The organism is Alteromonas sp. ABD4_190, from assembly GCF_056160105.1.
Genome location: NZ_JBSWWN010000001.1, coordinates 700410 through 716988 on the forward strand (window position 1 = coordinate 700410; position 16579 = coordinate 716988).

Here is a 16579-nt window from a genome sequence, read left to right on the forward strand (position 1 = left end):
TTCACACAGTCTGGACACTTAGCCGCCATTCAATCCCTTAAGCGCTAACACCACTAAACGGGCCGCTAGGGCGGAATAGCTTAAGAGAGACTGATATGTACTTTATAAAGTTATTGGCTCTTCATAAATTCAACCTTGCGCAATTAATGTTGTATCTAGGTCATGTTCTTGTATCAGTTCAATTACATGCTCTGGCTCGACAGCGAAAAACTCTTTACGTCGATTCACCAAATTCACGCGCTGCTGTTCTAGTTGGTTATGAATGTCTGACTCTAACCGTGGTGCATCTTCACAATAGAAGAACGCATGAACATCAAACGTATCAGGGACAGACGCATCCCCCAGTTCTCTTACTCGTTGATTTGGTTCAGCCCGACGCGTCATGCCCACTTTGACCATCCTTTCACTGAAAGAATTAGCATTTGATATGACGTAAACAAAACCCGCTCTTGTTTGCTGCGCCATGGACATCGCCCGCTGCTCTTTAGCACGTAGTGCCTCCAACTCCTGCTGGTGCGCTTTAAGTTCATCACGCTGCTCATCTGTCAACTTGTCTAGCTTGGCCAGCTCCTGCGCAACTAATCTCTCCATGCGTGCCCTGTCTTTTTGTGCTTTCTCCGCCGCCGCTTTTATTTTGGCCTCCTCTCTTTGAGCTTCTCGCTCTAGGCGACGCGCCTCCCGCTCCTCTTCCTTTTTTAGCGACTTTAACTGGGCGATTTCAAAAGTCAGGTTTAATTCTCGTAACTTAGTAGTGAGATAGTCGGTGGTAATAAAAGTTTTTACCAAGTCTCCACTTTTATTGATATCTGAAAACGCTTTTTTCACACGTTCATTGAGTCTGTCGATATTGTTCCAGTCCGCTAACGCAATGGCGGCTTTTACTTCGTTGTCGAAGCACCTTAAGCGCAGCTTGATTTCTCTATTAAAGAGCTTTTTGGCGCCAGCCCTTTTTCCATTCACAACAAAATCATCACCCATTGTGCAAATACACGCATCTTTGTTTCTAACCATGCCCTTCGTACTTTCTTTTATCTTTAACAACTGGCCTTCAAGCTTTTCAATATCGTCAATAGAGTGGCTTATTTTGACTAGCTTTTCATCTACTGTTCCTACCCCTAGCTCGTGTTGGTTAATTATGGCCTTGCTCTCCTCCAATTCTTTTTTTGATGCACTGTAATGTCGTTGTAATAAAGAATATTCCATTTTTACTGCCTCCATTTCTTGTTCTGCCGCATCGACATCAACGAACTGTGCTTGAAAGTCATTCGCTGTAGCACGAAGTGATGCCGCTTTACTGTGGTAGTAAAAGGCGAAACCAAACGTAGCGCTCACTAGTAGAGCAGCAATTGTAATTAGGTACATCTCCTCCATCATATCGCCTCCGGTAATTCCATTTCTTCCGATTTCGTTTTGGCTTGTTGTAATGCTTTACGCATCAGCAACGACTCATTGTATTCTCTAGCCTCTGCGGTCATGTACCAGTCGGTATCTATGCCAAACGATTCCATAGCGGCTTTGACAGCTTCCGGGTCAACACGGAAAAACTCTTTTCGCACATTTTCCGTGTTGACGCGTTGCTCATGAAATTTGTCGTGCAAGGCCCTCTCTATCTTTGGTGCGTCTTCAACGAAGGCGAGCGCATGGACATCAAAGCGGAACGGGACTGACGCATCTCCTAACTCCGTGACACGATCCATTGGTTCCAGACGACGAGTCATACCAATCTTCACGACTCTCTCACCAAAACTCCCTTGATTGGAAATTACATAAATATAACCGGCTCGGGTAATTTGAGCTTGGGAGGTAGCTCGAAAAAACTTCTCTTCGAGGCGTGCTTTTTCAGCTTTGATTTTTTCTATTTGTTTTTCCAGTTTGACGCGTTCGCCACCAGCCAATTGTTCCGCTCTCTTTCTGGCCTTAAATAGCTCACTGTCCCGCTCTGCGATTTCATCGTCCAAATGTTCGATATCGGTACCGGCTTGTTTCTGCTGTTCACGCAGCAAAGCACGCTGTTTCTTTTGCTCCTGCTTCAGCTCCTCACGATGAGCCAGTTCAGCATTCCAATGTTGTAGCTCCTCCACTTTCAGTTTTATGTATTCACCGGAAATGTGAACACCTGTTGTCTCGCCCAATCTAGCTAACTGTTCCGCCAACTTAATTAACTTCTCGCCAGCTTTTTCAAAGGTTGACGCACGCATTTGTCGGCGGATTACTTCAAACTCCGCGTTAAAAGCTTTGAGCAGTAATAATCGATACCCCTCTACCATTTGCTGACCGTCTGCTCGGCTGCCAAACCACTCCCAATTAGTATGAGACTGAGTAGCCCCGCCAGCACTGATACATTCATACTGCTTTTCGCGGCTTGCGTTCACGTTGTTTTTCAGTGTTTCACTATCATCAAAGCTAAAGGTGGGTGGTGATAGCCCTACATTGATGCGCTTTACTTTTCTTTTGTACTCCTTCAGCAAAGCGTTCAACTTTGATAGAAAAAGTTGGCCCGTGGCTACTTTTTCAGAGAATGCAGCTATTTGCTCTTTCTTTTGGGAAAGTACTTCATCTATCGATTTGTTGTTTAGCAATCGTCGTCGCGACTCTATGTACTCAAGACGGGTGCGGTATTTTCTCCGCTTTATGAAGCCATATGTAAGAAAGGTAATGACTAGAAAGCCACTCACGAAAAAAATAGCTGGAATTAAATCGCTCAAACGCTGCTCTCCTTAGCCTTGCAAAAAATCTGTGCATGCTGACTGAATTACCACCAGCTTATCAGACACGACATAGGCTTCGTTTGCAATATCAGAAAACCATGAAGAGCAACCGCTATCTGTTTTTTTGCGCCTTTTGATAGGTAGTGAGCGGATAGCAGCTTTTTGCACGAAGAAGGTACGCACCATAAATGCTTGGTAATTGGGTAGCTAGATTTTAATGAGTGACTAAATGAAACTACGCAAAGCCGCCTGCCTTTTTGGCATCTATAAAATTTTTGATGGCATCGATAACGGTCCCCTCATCCTGTTTGTCTAATTCTGCCCGTGTTAGTCCCAAAAAAAGTTCACTCTGAAGGACAAATGCAATAACATATCGGTAATTTTATTCAAAACCACCTAACTGTTTAGACTTAACAAATAACAAAAGCGCATCAATCCCATCAGAGCTATGTTCTCGGACAATCTCGGCTGGAGCTTTTCCACCAAAACCAGAGATGGAACTTGAGACAAACCATCTCCATAAATCATTTGGGCAATCAAACCACTGCTCTACGCTTGATAGTAATTCAGCGACAGCGTTTACCTTTTTATTTCTCAAGATTTCAGTTCGACTTTTAACCTCGTAGTCACTCACACCGAGGGCCTCATGAAACTCAATTTCACTGATTCCCAGCGAAGCAATGAATCTGTCGATTTGATGTCTGTTTTGTAAGCTCAATTTGTCTTCTGCCAAAAAAACAATATTTATGAAGTATAGCCGCTAGACTAAATTGCTCGAAAAATATGTATTCCTTCGCAAAATCTATCCTGTAAAGCGCGTAAGACATTTTGATTCATCAAGCAAATCTCTTGCTCTTCTGGATTAATGTATAGGTGCAAAACTTGACCAGCTTTCCCGAGTAGGCACTCATTGGCTCATTTTATCTACGTCCGTACGACCTAGCCACGAAAAAAGTGTGTTCATATTTGCCTCAACACAATCATCGATTACATAATCATTCTCACGTCATGTAATGCATTTCACTATTACCAAACTGACTTATGTAGATATAGTGCGGCATTATTTTATTGAGCAAAATCAGAGCCGCGTTAAAGCACTTGAAACTTTCCTTTGCATTGCCGCTTTTGTGTAAAGAAACGTTGATTTGCAAAATCTAACATCAGGTACAGTAGTATTCTTTGAGCACGTTTTTTATCCTTTTTGAAAACAAGAGTTAATAGGATTAAAAAATGACAGTCAGTAGAAAACAGATTTTGATAGAGCAAGCAGAAGTACTTTTGAGCAATCTGGTTGCATTGCAGCAGCCAATAGAAAATGAATTTTCAATACCTCACGACGATGTTGTCGTTTCCATTCAAACAGCTGTGAAGTTACTACGGGATGCCCAAGAGCACTACTGACCAAAATTTGGCACTACCTTTTTTGTATCGTTTTCAGTATTCAAAACAAAGAGTTTTTGTTGTAAGAGCATGTAGCCAATCATTAGCTCGTTACCCATAGAGGTAACATCGAGTTTTTAGCTATTGCGCACAACCTGTTCACTTTTCATCCAATATTTTTGATGAAACGCTTGACTTACAGAAAAATCAGGTCAAATAATAACCAACTCGCTTACAGGGACGCAGACGATGAATTTTAAGAAAGTCATTCTTTTCTTATTCTTACTCAATTTAACTTCCGTTAAATCTTTTGCTGTTCCAGCTTGCGAGTTACTGAGTGATGGCAGCAAGGACTTCGTTCAATGCAATTACACGTTTTACAAGACAATCAATTACTGTCCTTTTAATTTACCATTGGTGTCTTGGGTAGGACTTACGAAGGACGTGGGTGACGCAGATACGTCAAGTCGAAATTATAAAATAGACCCCAGTGCAGCTGCACTTAACTGTCAGCAAACGTCAGACAAAAATTATAATCCCGTCGAATCGGGATTTGACGTGGGGCACCTAACAGCAATCGATCATCTCGACAATGATAAAGCAGCTGCGCTTGAAACTAACTTTATGACAAACCTTGTGCCTCAAGTCGCCTCTTTGAATCGACATGGCGCATGGAGAAAAAGTGAGAGGCTAACAGAGTGTTATAGAGAAGAATATCGACGAACAACCGTCTACTCTGGTGTCATTGTTGGCAACAATTCTGATAATGACCACTTTATCGCTAGCCACGGATTAGTCAAAACACCAGATAGGTTTTGGAAGCTAATTAAGTTTTTGGATGAACAAAATCAAACTTTCTATACGGCATGGATATTCGAAAACTCGGTCGAAGGTGCATATCAATCTTTAACGGAAAATACGTTATCAAAAGTGGACTTGCTGACACTATTAAATTTGGAAGTTGACACTTACAAGCCTGTAATTGAGCTTCTCAATCGTGAGCTACCCGAGAATGCTCAATCTGTACGGTTGTCTATTAACCGTAAATGCCACTCAAGAAACGGATAGAGGGATGGGTCAATGAACATGAAAAACTTTTGGGGAATCAGTCTGGCCTTGTTTGTGTTCGGTGGTATAGCAAGTTTGATGGGCGCATCGATATTTAAAATCAATCTCTATCAGATTTCCGAAAACGTCATTCTCGCCAACATGATTTATATCACTTTTGTCATTATCGTCATTGAGCGAGTTCTTGAATCTTACAACTCCACATTGAGAAAACCACTTCGACAGAAGCTAATAAGTCATATCGAAGAGCTCTCTGCGAAGCGAGACCGGAAAATCACAGAGAAAGAAGAACTGGCAAAGCAATTACCTAATGTCACCGCAAACGCTGACTACCAAACCTTAATTAGAGACATAGAATCACTGGACTCGCAGGTACTAGCAAAACGTGCTGAGCTACAAGATTTTAAACAAGAAACACGAACAACATTGCTTAGGATTTCTGTATTGATGGGGGGGGTGCTTTCAGCGCTTGGCTGTCTTAACGCTTTCTCCCCCTTTGTTGATGACACTTTGTTTATTGGCACTCAATCTGAAGGTCTTCATCGTGCGTTGTTTGATGGGCTATGTGTTGTCATTTCGGCGTGGATTGTCGCTGGGGGATCTGAAGGCTGGAATAGCGTAACTAAATTTGTTGAGAGCAGTATTAACCCGTCTAAGACGTAGTTTTTAAACCAAAGTAGTACCGAATACTCTAGGATAAAATATGGAAAAGCCGATTGTTTTAGCAATTCACGGTATGGGAACTCATAAACCCGGCAATATAACAGATGAAATCAAAAAGGGACTCACAGAGTGTTGCAGTTTTTTTGATGAAGACTCTTTCGATGCTGATAATGAATTTGAGTTTCGAGAGTTCAATTATTCCGACTATTTGGACGAAGTCCGCAAGGAGTGGAGTGATGAAGCGAAAGCCATTTCCGACTTTATTGGAGCAGGTCCAGTAATTGTTCAAAAAATTTATGCGCTTCAAAGCAAACTGAATGACGGTAGTTTTCTTTATACCCATTGGCTTGACGTAGTGACATACTGCTTGCTAGGGACACTTAGAGAAACAATACTATCAAGATGCATTGAGACCATTCTGGCTACCGTAAAAGAGGCTAGAGATGACCCTGAAAATCTTCGTGAAGTCATCTTACTCGGGCATAGTTTGGGTACTGCGGTATTACATGACTCTATTACTAAACTATATGCCAAGCGTGATGAGCCTGATACTGGTACCAAAATAAAATTCACGAATTACCCCATATCTGGTTTGTGGACGATAGCCAATGTCTCTCGTATGACGCAGTTATTGACAAGGCTTGAAGATCCAAATCACTCTATTGCAAGAGATGATGACTATCCACAATTTGAGGGAATGAGCTACCAGTTTTACCCTGTCTATAACCAATACGACCCTTTCACTGTATTTAAACGCTTCGCCCTTGACCCACAATGGGGAGACTTAATTCGTACAAACGAAATACGAGACCTAGGCGATGGTGATTTTCCATTCAACCCACATAGCTTGGTTGAGTATCTAGCCGATCCTGAGGTTGGTGGAGTCTTTTTATCACAATTTTCAACACTCAATTTTTCCACTTCGCAAATGCAGGAAGCTAAGAAAAAATACAAAAAAACGACGGTTAGCGGTCCAATCTCAGATGCGTTAGACGAAGTTAAAGCTGCTATGCGAGAACTTGCCAAGCAAACAGGTAACACGGCAACACTTTTGACGGCAGTGACTAAGATAATTGAGTTGTATGAGCTTATCAAAAAAGCGTACGACATAATGAAAGACGGAAAAGGGAAAGGATGATATGAGTCGTTCAATTTTTTTGCTGTTAACCATGCTCAGCATTCAGTTTTCAGTGAGTGCTGATACCAGTAAGTTAGATTGCAATGAGGAATTTACCAGACCTAAAGAAATACTCATTCCACTCTATCTGGACGTAGTTTCTTTCGCTCGCGATACATGTCAATCACTTAAAAGTGATGAGTTGAGAGCGCTGACAGACTTTGAATATCTTACTGGGAACAAGTCAGATGGCTCGCGTGATTCTTTAGTCGATTTTTACGAGAAAGCCTTTGACCCTAATGTGTTCCCAGATGTAACAATGGCCATTGAAGCTTGGTCTAAGAACGAAGTCTTTCAAAACAGATTAGTCGAGTACAATGAAAATTCTGAACTGGATACAAGACTATTTGAGCTAACCGCTGCATATTCGTCTGGTCAAAGATTCGGCTTTCATGGGCCAGAACGAAGCCGAATTGGTATTAAAAATCCAACACAAGACATGGAACAAGCATGCTCTGATTACGGGTACGAAAACTGCAAATCGTTTTTTGCTGATATCGACCGTGTCACCACTATTCAAAATAGCTACATAAAGAAGCACTACTCGGACGAAACACTCTCAAATGTAAGACAAATTCGAGATGACTGGACAAAGTTCAGTGATGAGTCTCGATTTCAAACACCGTTAGATATTATGTTCACATCTTGGATTTATCGCGATGAGCTTTCTGATGGGAAAACATTAGTACCACCACCAAGTGCCCAATATTTCTTACTTCGCCCAAGTGTTGTTGTCGATCATTTCTCTGATTCATCGAGGGGGGACCGAGACGAGCTTGGGCTTGCCGTTGAATGGTTAGGCTTTAATCGGTGGGATGATAAGATCCCTTGGGGTATTTCTATAACGTCTGTTTATGCAGACCGACAGGATGGAAAAAGCATAGGCCATGGATTGATGTTTCATGTAAATAACACGCTCAGCTTTGGATTTGCTAACCGAGGAGGCGGAGAAAACAGCATTTACGTCAGTATTGAATTAATGGACTGGTTCAGCGATAAGAAAGACAAGTATAAAGCTTATGTGAAGTAGCTATTTTTTGACTTTGTTCGGAAATTTAGATAATGAATTTGCGTTCCCTGAACTTATTTACCTCAATAAAAAGAATGTGGCGAATGATGCAAAACCATCAAAAGTTTCACAATATTGTTGTCTCATTTGCCCTTGTTATTGCAGGTTTTTGGGCCGTCATTGAATTTATCATAACAACACAGCCTTCTATCGTGATAGACACCAAATGTGAAGCGTTCATGCTCGATGACTCAAGAACGTTTTTACGCATTTATGCAACTATCTCGAATGTGGGTAACGCAGATAAACACTACGATAATGACTCAGAGCTCTACGTTACTGTGAGGGATTTGCAACCCTCATATGAAATAGTGCCAGATGAAGTATTAGGCTCCATAGACTTTGCAGACTCCGCTCAATTTGGTGTTTTTCCGTTACTCGGGGAAGGTTCTCAATCGATGGCCTTCTATCCGATCATCAAACCAAAAGAAAAACAGCCTTATCAGTTCTCCTTTTTCATAGCTCCTTGGGCTTCAGATGTCTCGGTATATTCGTCAGTGCGAAAGAAGTCCTCAGAAAACAATCGAGAGATCGCAGCCAAAATTATTCACAAAGGCTCTTATGAAACTTGCACGCTCCTGCCAGAAGGTTTGGACCTTGATTTTGATAATTTCACGGAGTTCAAAGAACACAAGGTCAGCCTGAGAACATCTATGGAGAGAGAAGACTTTTGCATAACTCAGCCACAACAGCAACAATTGATGACTGTTAATCAAGAAAAAATTGATGAGATACGTTCTAAATTGGGGATCCAACAATGTTGATTTGCGTTCACATACATCTCATAAAAGGATAACAAATGGAGCTCTTTTCACTAGGTTTAGGACTAGTCTCAGTTATTATATCGATTGGCGGAATCTGGTATGCTTTTAATTCAGCACGAGACCTTCGAAATGATTTAAGCACAAAATACATTGGATCCTTCCCCGCTCATATCTCAGATATTGTTACTGAAATAAAAAAGGCGAGAAAAACTATAAAAATAGTAGTGGATTCACCAGCCTATGGATCGTTTTCAGCTCCAAGACTATTTACTAAGTATAAAGTCGCGCTCACAAATAAATGTCTTGATGAAACAGCTGGTATAGAGGCTAAGGTAATTGTTAACTCGCCGAAATTTCAAACTGGGAAAGATTTATCTCAAGTGACGCATTACATCTCGAAAAATCCAGAACTTAAATCAGAATACATTGCATTTAGTAAGCTTCCAGCAGGCTTATCGAATAAAGATTTGATGAACCACCTTTTCAAGCGAGATTCTGATTTGGTAAATATGTTAAACCAAAAAATGCACAGTGATGTGTTTAACACAATCGAACCCAACGATTTCCCAAATGTTATGTGTTGGATTTTCGATGATTTAAGAGCCATTTTCGTTATTCCAAATCACAGTGATATAGCAGAGCAAGCTTTTTTTACGCGAGAACCAAAGTTAGTGAAGGCGCTAGTCGGGATTTTTGAGGAAGCTGAAAAATCAGCAAAACCTTGTAAACCAAGTGAATTTAGCCTAAATAAAAAAGTATTATAAGCTAGATAAGGCTTATGTGCCGCTGCTCAGTTCTTTTATGACACTTTTGTCCAGAAACTTTGGTTTAACTTCATCGGCAGATATTGACAAGCAGCTGACGCTCAGATTTTTGTTTAGTTACTTCCAGTTTGTGCCATTAGCTGTCGTTCGAATATTTGTAATTAAACGGCAGAAAAGTACGTGAAGCGGACATTTTACCTTTTCCATGAAAACATAGAATATGGTTTTTCATGGAAAACGGGTGTTATTATGAAGTCTCATCAATAGACTGAGCGTTGAGACCAGCATCCGCATGGACTTTAAGGGTTATTTGATCAATAACGCCATGATGGCCGCCTAACGAAATCGCGTAAAAGACAAAGTTTAGTTTTAACTCAGTTGATTATTCAATAGAAACTATGCGAAGGAATCATTCATGTTAGACAAACGCAATGAGAAAATGCCAATTGATCCAATGATGCTCATTTTGGGGATTATCTATAACTTCCCTAAAATATTGCTTGTCTTACTTTATGGAATAATTATTTTTATTATCTTCCAATCAATATTATTCCTAACATCATTTCTATTCTTTACTGACGGTAAGAGCTGGCTTGACTTTACCTGCTCATTTCCAGCAATACCGTTTGTCTTTGACCAATGCAACATAGCGGAGCGTATTCGCTACAATGCCAACTGGGTAAATCTAAGTGTTAATTTCTTAGTGAGTATTTATTTCTTGAAGATGCTACTAGCAATAAATAAAGATATTCTTGATTGGAAAGGAATACATTATGTAAGAGAGGGAATAAAATCCGATAGCGTAGAGAACTTCGAAGCGGCTATTTTCGTCATGTTTTGCGCAGTTTTTAGTAGTTTGCATTTTGGTTTAGTAGTATTAAATATAAGTGAACTTACAAACATCATTGAAATCCCTAAATCATTGAAAGAATTATCATATTCACAAGCAATTTTTTCGTGGAGTATTGTTGGTCTGGATATGATTTTCCAACCTTTACTATTGTCGATACCCAGAGATCTGGGATTACAATCAGAGACTATAAAGCCCGCTAGTCTTTTTGGTTCGTTTGTTCTGATCATTTATAGATTAACAATCGAATTAGTTATTGTAAAAGTTGTACTAACAACTGCTACTGTTGGTATGAATTCAGATTAACGCAACACTGTCAAAACACTCTAACGTGTGAATCGCCCTTAGTTTCCTAGATACCTCTCAATTAGATTTATTCTCTGTGGTAGAGAACATTCTGTGAGGTGAAAAATGTCCGTTGTTTGTCTGAAGCGGTCTCGCGAGTTAGAAATACCCAATGTCCGTTTTACGCTTATAGCTGCCTGTCAGGTAGAGTCTAAACCTATTCATCGAAACTGTCAGATCAGATATGAGCTACTACATTTAAAGTTAGGTTGCAGCTAATCCAAGCTATACTCACACTATGAAATTAACTAGCTCACTAAGCTTTCATTCTTATCCCACCAACCCAATACATGAAGATCTCTTGCTCTCGAGCAGAACAATCAAAAGCCGCGAAAGTCACCGAATTTAGAATCTGTTCTTTCTCTTCTTCGTTGAGGTTTTCTAACGCAGAGTCGTATCGCTTTCGCAGTTTTAACTCAAGATCATCACCTGAAAGCCAATCAGTGCCAAGAAGAGTGTAGCCAAGACTGAGTTTGGTCAACGTTCCAAACTTCATCTTGGCTGTTGCCTCATTTCTTAAGTTAAAAAATCGCGTACGATTTATAAATTGTTTTACAGATCGTGGTTTAGCTTCAAAATGAACGAGCCTATTCATACAGTCTCTCAACTCGTTTTGAAACTCTGGCTCATCTATGACTACAAGTTCACGCATTTGCAACCGTCGTTTGTAAAACACATAAATTGCAATGAAAACGAAAAATAGAAATAAAACACTAAGCACAAACAAGCGTATGTTTACATCGCTTGATTTTGAGTCTAGCGCATCAATTATCAGCAACTCGGTGTTATAGCTTTGCAACTCTTTTCTGTCGGGCGGGGAGGAATTCTTTGTAGTTTCTTGCGATGATAAATCAAAATTAACGTTTTCTAAAAGACCGGGATTAATAACAAATACTGAAAGTATAAATACAAATAACAGTGCGCAAAAAATCGGAAAATATACGCCCATCGTCGGCTTCTCACCTGCGTCAGGGCTCTGACTTCCCGCTAGTTCTGCAATTTCATCTGGCGTAGAACTGGGAACTTCAATGGAAATATTTATAATTTTCTCTAAATAATCTTTGGAAAATCCCACTAAATTATCTCTAAACTCTTCTACATTTGCGAAAACATCGTCTGCAAACCTTTTATGGAAATGATTTCCTATTGCTCGAACAACGGGCTCTTCTGCCATACCTATAATCACGTAGCAATCACCAGAGGAGGCCAAGAAGTTTACTGTTTCCAGTACCTCCATAATCCGGTCTTCTGAACACCTATCCAAGTCATCGATAAATAGGATTAACTTGTTTTCTCCCAGAGCACAACATATGTCGTTAAACTCTGATGCAAATTTGTGCCTAATCCCAGTATTGGAGTCTAAATTTAAGTCCAGTTTAGCTAATGCAATAAGGTTTCCTTGAGCTTGTTTTAAAAATCGCGAAAGTTTTTGTTTGGATAAGCCATACACAGATAAAACGGGGATAGCTGCACTCACGAAAGGAGATATAGCCTGTAACAGCAAAGCGAAACCAACTGTATCAAAATTTAAATCACCATTAATTATTTTATCGATTCCATCTTCGCCAAATGGCAAAAGCTTGTAAGTAACTGGAAAGGAAGAAAAAAACAAAAACGCTATAAAGAAACGATTCCAATATGAGAGTCGACCAAATCTTATCTGCATAAGCTTTAGGCGGAAAAAAATTCCTTGCACGGTCAACGTATCAGGAATAACGGAGCCACGCATGACGGACATTACGCCATATAGAAACTGCTCTTCGTTTTGATGATGCCATGCATTAAGCCAGACAGGTCTTGCGCCTACTTTTTCTAGATCGGAAAAAACCATTTTCATTAAACTACTTTTTCCTTTCCCCCACGGCCCATTAACAGAGAGTGTTAAAGGAGCGGTTGTAAAAGCATGCCGCAAGAATTTCGAAATGGATTGTGCTAGTTCACTAAAGCCTAAACGGTCTTGGTGAGCAGAATTAATTGGTTTATCTGATGCAAAAAAGTCTTTTTTCGAATATCGTTCTTGCTGTATAGCTATTCTCTTAATCACATAGAAATAGATAACCACTGCCCACAAAAGTGGCGCCAGAAACGTCAATAGTGAAGGGTAGACGTAGTAGTAATCGTTCAATTCGGGAGAATCATTGCTCGCGCCTAACTTCCCGACTGGCGCAGATGTTGTTCTTTCTTGTTGTGCTTTTGATTGCTCTTGTTGTTCTTGTGGTTGTTCTTGTTGCTGTCTACGCTGTATTGAAAGCCGATTATCGTCCAATAAGGAAACCGATATTGGCAAGTCACTCGAGTTTATCAACTCTAATGCATAGTTCACTTCTACGGCTATGATTTGGTTATCTTGATTAACTAGCAAGTTGTTTACAACACGAACTTGCTGGTCTTTTGTTAACTCATTGAGCCGTTCACTAAAGAAAACATGCTCATCTTGTGTTTCCTCCTTTATAAAAGATGACGAGGGCTCAGTTGGGCTAATAACGTCCTCTAATCTTTGTTTAGCAGGCAACTTGAGCATTGGTAAACGCAGCAGAGGAAGGTTCTCATTACGAAACACCCAGTTAATACTCATCTCTGTGCTATATGTTTGCGTTTGCTCGTTTAAATATATTGGTTTTATAGAATTGCTCAGGAAAACAACCGTCAACAGGAAAGCCGTGAATATTATTACACGAGAATCTCTAATAACTTGTTGAAAAATAATTAGGAATTGGTTTAGACGACCTTTTTCAATTTTTTCGGATTTATCTTCAGGTGCAAACCCCTTATCCCTTCTATAGCTACTCGTATCTGACATGCGTCCACTCCCTGACTTTAACCCTCCAAATAGATTATTTTTTAGACAACCACATTTTTAGTTTTTAGTCCAGCAATGCATGTAATTAAGATATTTTTTTCCCTTTATATTAGCTTCAATACGAATTGAAAATTAGTTGATAAGCCAAACTTAGCAGTTGCGTCCGTTCAATATGTAGACGAATGATGAGGATTCCATGACTTAAACTAATCAACTTATGTTTTTATAAACATAAAAGAAACGCTAAACGTTAGTAACTGAAGACTCTAGTGTTCTCTTCTCTTCTGGACAAGAACGATGCTCAGCTTTTATTATTTAGCGCCATTTCAAGGGACATTTAGAACTACTTTACCTACGCTGACAACACTTTTTAAGCCCCACTGTCGAGTAACAGGATTAAACCGCGTTATTACAAAAGAATTCAGAGCACTGCCCCCTATTATCTTAGTAAACACTTTATGATTACCGCCAGTAAACAAGTCACTCACAACAATTTGTGGTTACTTTTGGTAATCAGTTTATGTTTACCGCCGACAATCAGCAGAGTGATAGTTTGTCTGTGGTGAGCAAAATCGTTTTATGTCTTCGAATAATCTTAATACCTGTTTACTCTCAAAAGCCTCAGCAATTGCCCAACTATCTACATTTTGTTGAGCATTCTCACTGTAATAGCTTTTCCATAGCTCTCCCTTATGGTTGAGCATTTTCTTGACGAGTTCGACCTCATCCAGTTCCACCGCCAGCATCAACGGGGTGTAACCAATTATTGGAGATGTATGACTTGCATTGACATCAGCTCCAGCATCGATAAGTGTCAGAGCGATTGCTCTCAGGTTATCAAGAGAGGCGTGCCTAATCGTAGAATAGCTACTATGACGAATGAGAGTCTCGTAAATTTTGTCAATTTTTCTGTTTGAACGACCAGACATCACGTATCTTTGCTGATGAGCCAACGTGAACCCGGTCATGCCGGGATTATATCGCCGAATAGAGTCTAACGCCTCTGGAGTGATAGGCATGTTTACCTGTTGATGAATATATTTCTCACTGTTTTTCAATATACCAATGATTTTGATACAGATATTAAGAGGAGTTTGAAAGTCCGTATCACCTCGTTGGTTTACATTTGCGCCCATGTTAATGAGTGTATCTACTATATCTGGCCTGCCAGATTTAATTGCTTCAATTAGCGGTAAGAGGCGTCGTTTTGACGTGAGCGTGTTCACCGTTTCAACTTTATGGGCGCATTCAGCAAGTAGACGAAAACATCTGTCGTCCAGCGATTGCGCTGGGAAAGCTGTCACGTCCAACTTCGAGAGAGCAATAAGAAGCGCTGACTCATTTGAGCTACTCACACTATCGACTTTTGCACCTTTATCCAGTAACTTTTTTACCACCTTGACGTTATTCAAATATACGAACCAAGCTAATTGTGGCCATACCTTTTTAATACGACCGCGACGCACCTTTATTCTTCGGTTCGGATATCGGAAGTCAGGCTGATACTTTTCTAACTCCTCGGGTGTTAGACCCAATGTGCCAATAGTTTTTTCTACTATAAGTTTTTTGCTGCTCTCAAATAATCCGGAGACAGGAAATATGACATGAAAAGATGAACGCCAGTTGTCCACCTCCCAATTTTCAATAACATCACTAACTTTATTTGAAGCTTTATCTGACGGCACTGAAGAAATATCGTAGTTGAAGGTCAGACTCGCAAATTTCAACTTTTTTAAGAAGATCTTATCAGGAGAGGCTAAACTCGATGCAACAACTATCGCTTCCTCGATAATATTTTGCTGTTGGAAACCTGCGCGATAAAGGCTCTGCGCAAGCGCGTCTTTATAGACTTGATTTGCCTCTTCCAACCTCCCGTCAAAAACAAGATATCGTGCCTTCAACCAGTTCGCCCAGTAGTCCATGTGGTAATCTTTTAGACTGTGACAATCTAATTCAGACAGCATCGATGCCAGCTTTACTTTATCCCCCTCTTTTTTTGGGGTTGTGCGCAAGAGTTTGTGCTGAAGCTCCCCTACGAGCGGCTTCAACTCAGTTTTATTAGCCCAGTAGAGATCCTGTAAACTCTTAACGCTGTCTTCTAAAGAGTGCCTTACTGACATGCCGTATAATACTAATCTGCACTCTTCAATAATGAGCTTTCCTATTGACTCGTTTGATAACCTGTCTATCGCTGCACTGATAAATAGTAACGTTTGAGCTGTTATAGGCGCTAATTCTTCAACTGCTTTCTTTCTTGACCATGATGTAACACGAAACAAAGACAGGGTATCAGGGATATGCTCTCCATTTATCCAAGCTTTTACTTTCGCTTTATTTTCCTTGCTTAAACTTGATACAAATATCTCCCACTTTTGGTCATTCTTCGTAAGCCAATTAAGAAGAAGTGGGGTAGCTTTTCCCGGTGAACTGAAAAAAAGAATTGGTGAAGGATATGTTTCAGTGTTCTTCTCAAGTAACGTCATTACTAAATCGAGGATCGCATCTCGAGCTAAGGTTTCAGAAAGGAGTTTACTCATTTGAGCACGAGTCACACCATCAGCAGGTGTGACAGCAACCAACCTGACATATTTGCGAAGAAAGCAATCAAAATGACTCTTGCAGTTTTCTTTTATAGCTTCTGAAGTATAGGAACCTATCTTTTTAATCAAAGCATTTCTTAAATCTCTAATTATCCGAGGGTCTATAGCTTTATCTAACGCTTTGTCATCCAATTCTTTGTCCGCTCCTTTGATACCGAGCACTTTCGCACAAGCTCTGATGACCTCAACGAACGTTGGATATGGGAAATTAATCACGAGCCACTCCACTGTTTGCCACCGCGTTAAAAGCCATTGAAGAGTTTCTATAAGAGCGCAAATCACTCGAGGAGGAGGGAACAGCGTGTTTTATCCCGTTCTGAGCATGAATTAGCACATGCTTCTTTCGCTTTAAATAAGTCCAATCGACCTTGCATAGAGAAGCTTTCAAGAG

General features: G+C 40.3%; 13 protein-coding genes. 8 read left to right on the plus strand and 5 right to left on the minus strand.

All coding sequences use genetic code 11. The features are described from left to right. Window positions 1-129: 129 nt before the first annotated feature. The 3 genes from ACXAFM_RS03175 to ACXAFM_RS03185 all read right to left on the minus strand — a co-directional run bounded on the left by ACXAFM_RS03175 (window position 130) and on the right by ACXAFM_RS03185 (window position 3441). Complete coding sequence (locus ACXAFM_RS03175; RefSeq protein ID WP_474833278.1) at window positions 130-1374, minus strand: SNIPE associated domain-containing protein; 1245 nt, start codon at window positions 1372-1374, stop codon at window positions 130-132. Continuing rightward, the gene (locus ACXAFM_RS03180) at window positions 1371-2705 is read right to left on the minus strand and encodes an SNIPE associated domain-containing protein (protein WP_474833281.1); all 1335 of its coding nucleotides are present in this window, start codon (window positions 2703-2705) and stop codon (window positions 1371-1373) included. Before ACXAFM_RS03180 ends, ACXAFM_RS03175 begins: the two co-directional genes overlap by 4 nt. 385 nt (window positions 2706-3090) lie before the next feature. Next, window positions 3091-3441: a hypothetical protein gene (locus ACXAFM_RS03185; RefSeq protein ID WP_474833283.1), complete on the minus strand. Its 351-nt coding sequence runs from the start codon at window positions 3439-3441 to the stop codon at window positions 3091-3093. A 497-nt stretch (window positions 3442-3938) separates the two neighbouring features. On the opposite strand from ACXAFM_RS03185, the gene ACXAFM_RS03190 reads away from it, so the two are divergent. The 8 genes from ACXAFM_RS03190 to ACXAFM_RS03225 all read left to right on the plus strand — a co-directional run bounded on the left by ACXAFM_RS03190 (window position 3939) and on the right by ACXAFM_RS03225 (window position 10749). Continuing rightward, window positions 3939-4109, plus strand: a complete 171-nt coding sequence (locus ACXAFM_RS03190; RefSeq protein ID WP_474833287.1) for a hypothetical protein — start codon at window positions 3939-3941, stop codon at window positions 4107-4109. Window positions 4110-4337: 228 nt separating this feature from the next. Continuing rightward, entirely contained in the window at window positions 4338-5156 is an 819-nt protein-coding gene (locus ACXAFM_RS03195) for a DNA/RNA non-specific endonuclease (protein ID WP_474833289.1), read from the plus strand. 12 nt (window positions 5157-5168) lie between these two features. Then, a complete protein-coding gene (locus ACXAFM_RS03200; protein ID WP_474833292.1) occupies window positions 5169-5819 on the plus strand; it encodes a hypothetical protein in 651 nt (216 codons plus the stop codon). A 40-nt stretch (window positions 5820-5859) separates the two neighbouring features. Continuing rightward, window positions 5860-6957: a hypothetical protein gene (locus ACXAFM_RS03205; RefSeq protein WP_474833296.1), complete on the plus strand. Its 1098-nt coding sequence runs from the start codon at window positions 5860-5862 to the stop codon at window positions 6955-6957. A gap of 1 nt (window position 6958) precedes the next feature. Continuing rightward, the gene (locus ACXAFM_RS03210) at window positions 6959-8026 is read left to right on the plus strand and encodes a hypothetical protein (RefSeq protein ID WP_474833298.1); all 1068 of its coding nucleotides are present in this window, start codon (window positions 6959-6961) and stop codon (window positions 8024-8026) included. Window positions 8027-8109: 83 nt separating this feature from the next. After that, window positions 8110-8829: a hypothetical protein gene (locus ACXAFM_RS03215; protein WP_474833301.1), complete on the plus strand. Its 720-nt coding sequence runs from the start codon at window positions 8110-8112 to the stop codon at window positions 8827-8829. A gap of 35 nt (window positions 8830-8864) precedes the next feature. Continuing rightward, window positions 8865-9593: a hypothetical protein gene (locus ACXAFM_RS03220; protein WP_474833304.1), complete on the plus strand. Its 729-nt coding sequence runs from the start codon at window positions 8865-8867 to the stop codon at window positions 9591-9593. Between the two features lie 415 nt (window positions 9594-10008). After that, window positions 10009-10749, plus strand: a complete 741-nt coding sequence (locus ACXAFM_RS03225; protein ID WP_474833306.1) for a hypothetical protein — start codon at window positions 10009-10011, stop codon at window positions 10747-10749. A gap of 295 nt (window positions 10750-11044) precedes the next feature. Here ACXAFM_RS03225 and ACXAFM_RS03230 read toward each other — a convergent pair whose 3' ends face one another. Then, window positions 11045-13588 carry a KAP family P-loop NTPase fold protein gene (locus ACXAFM_RS03230; RefSeq protein WP_474833310.1) on the minus strand — a complete coding sequence of 848 codons (2544 nt, stop codon included), beginning with the start codon at window positions 13586-13588 and terminating at the stop codon, window positions 11045-11047. A gap of 524 nt (window positions 13589-14112) precedes the next feature. Next, a complete protein-coding gene (locus ACXAFM_RS03235) occupies window positions 14113-16404 on the minus strand; it encodes an ankyrin repeat domain-containing protein (protein WP_474833313.1) in 2292 nt (763 codons plus the stop codon). Between the last annotated feature and the right edge of the window lie 175 nt (window positions 16405-16579).